Below are 2783 nucleotides of genomic sequence, written 5' to 3'. Positions count from 1 at the left end.
CAGTTTCGGTAGTCACATTCCCGATCAGATTGCCGTAAGTGTCGAAAGCCTGCACCTGATACGACGCCGTAGCTGTCTCTACAGCGTTCTGAGGCCCGGTGACCTCAATCGAGACCGGGGCAGCCGGTTCCACCGTCACCGTCACCGGGTCAGAGGTGCTTGGTGCAAGGTCGGTGGTACCGGGATAGCGGACGACCAGCTCATAGTCCTCAGCCTCCGTCAGACCCTCGATCTCAAGGGTGACCTCACGATCAGACAGGGGGCCCGTAGCTAGGGGTTCATCCTCGTCAAAGTCAGCGTCCTCCAGCCAGACACCAACCTCACCAGTAGGTGTGTGCTCATCCGGAACTTGGGACTCTACTGTCACATCCATCACCGCATCCTCACCAGCGGTGATGGTCTCCTCATCCACGATGACGGTCGCATTGGTGGCAATCTGATCCACCAACACCGTGGCAGTCTCCGCATGACCCCGGTAGGTGACAGTCAGCTCACGCTCACCAGCACCAGTAAACCTCACCTCAGCACCGTCGACCTCGTCATCATCACCATCCGAAGCAACAACAGCATAATCAGTGACATCACCCAACACATCGCCCTCAGCATCCCAGGCTTCCACGGTGACAGACTCAGTCTCTCCGTAGCCAACAGAGGACGGTGCATCCAATTCGATGTCCTCCACCGCACTGGAGACCTCCACCTCCACAGTGACGGTGATCTCTTCACCGTTCTCGTCGGTGTAGGTGAAGACCAGCTCCCGGTCAACCAGTTCCTCAGGAGTGAAGACGAACTCGACCACGATCTCATCATCATCGTTGACCGTGATCTCATCAGCACCCACGTTCGAGGAGACATCAGAGTCCACGTCGATCTGACTGGTGACATCGTCGACCGCATTACCGTGGACATCAGCCAGCTCCACGGTATAGGTGACCGTCTCAGCCTCAGTGACCTCGGTGGGGCCATCGACTACCAGGGAGTCGGCCTCGCCGGGCTCGACCTCCAGACTCATGTGAGGAAGGCTCGCACCACGATATTCGACCCCCACGGTGTAGCTGCGGGCCTGCGTGGGTGAGACCTCCGGGCCCGGTGCAGGCTCCCCGTCCACAGTGATCTCAGCGTCCCCGGTAACATCGTCCAGGGCCCCCTCGGTATTGAATGCCTCCATGGTCACTGTGGCGGTCTCGCCGGCCACGATGGTCTCGGGGTCAAGCTCCGCACGCGCAGCCGTGGCATAGAGGAACACCGAACCCGACTCCAGCAGCCCAGCCAGATCCTCCTCGGCGACCACATCGCCATCCGGTGCCCCATCGCGCCATCCGGTGAAGGTAAAGCCCTCCGGCACTGTCTCATCCGGCAGCCCGCCAGTAAACGGCTCACCACCGAAGGGCAGGAACTCCTGGTCCTGGACAACCACCGGCGCCTGATCCACACCGTCACGGAAGTCCATGACCTCAAGGACATACCCGAAGTTCACCTCGAAAACCGGGTTACCCTCGTCGGTCTCGCTAGTTTCAGCCAACGCATACAAGTCACCCTCGACAGACTCTGGCCAGGTGATGGGTGCACGTAGGTCTTCAGAACCACCACCATGCTCGGCAGAGCCCTCAGCCGCCAAAGCCTCGATCGTCAACGAACCACCATCACCACTATCAAGACCCGCACCAACACCCGCGACGTCGGTGCCGCCGGTAGCAGTCACCTCACCACCGGAGATAGTCACGTCCCCGCCAGCACCGAAGTCGCCGCCACCGATCCCCGCAGCACGGGTACCGCCGGCGGCAGTCACCTCACCACCAGCGGTGGCAGTCACCTCACCGCCGGAGATAGTCACGGTCCCGCCAGCACCCTGGAAGCCGCCGCCGATTCCCGCACCATCGAAGCCACCGGTGGCAGTCACCTCACCACCGGAGATAGTCATGGTCCCGCCACCACCCTGGAAGCCGCCGCCGATCCCCGCACCTCCGTTGCCGCCGCCGCTGGCTTCAACCTCACCGCCGTGGATCTCTACGGTCCCACCATCACCACCGCCGCCACCGCCGATACCAGCGCCGCTACCGGCGAGACCAGTGCCTGTGGTGGCGGTCACCTCACCGCCGTGGATCTCTACGGTCCCACCATCACCAGCGTAGCCACCGCCGATCCCCGCACCTCCGTTGCTGCCGCCGTTGGCTCTAACCTCACCGCCGTGGATCTCTACGGTCCCACCATCACCACCGGGGCCGCCGCCGATCGCCGCACCCTGGTAGAAGCTATTGGCCGTGACCTCACCGCCGTGGATCTCTACGGTCCCACCATCACCAGCGTAGCCACCGCCGATCCCCGCACCCTCCCAGACGCTGACGGCTGTGACCTCACCGCCGTGGATCTTTACGGTCCCGCCGTCGCCGCCCCGGCCGCCACCGATCGCCGCAGCGTGGTGGCCGACGAGGGCTTCAACCACACCGCCAGAGATAGTCACGTCCCCGCCATTGCCCCTGTCGCTGCCGCCGATCGCCGCAGCATATTCGCCGCCGGTAGCAGCCAGGGTGCCGTTGCCGTCCTCGGAGGTGTCAGTGATCCTCAGGTGAGCGTCATCGTCCTCTTCGCCCCAACCACCGGGCACGTGGATCGCAGGATTGTCCTCACCTGGGTTCTCGACCGTCAGATCGAAGCCGTTGAGATCAAGAGTGAGATCACAACCCACAGTCAGGGCCAGGTTCTCACCGTCGTCTGCGGTGATGGTACCTTCGAGGGTGACCTCGCCTACCCCGTTGTCGCAGACCTCGGTGACCGCATCCTGC

General features: G+C 63.0%; 1 protein-coding gene. It reads right to left on the bottom strand.

Annotation, left to right across the window (positions count from 1 at the left end):
• A partial coding sequence (locus tag F0311_RS09335; RefSeq protein WP_191089849.1) for an Ig-like domain repeat protein occupies nucleotides 1–2783 on the bottom strand: 2783 nt, incomplete at both ends.

The sequence above is a fragment of the Nesterenkonia ebinurensis genome (genome assembly GCF_008711175.1).
GTDB lineage: Bacteria > Actinomycetota > Actinomycetes > Actinomycetales > Micrococcaceae > Nesterenkonia > Nesterenkonia ebinurensis.
Note: the sequence above shows the minus strand (reverse complement) of the source record. Positions and strands in the feature narration are given on the sequence as shown.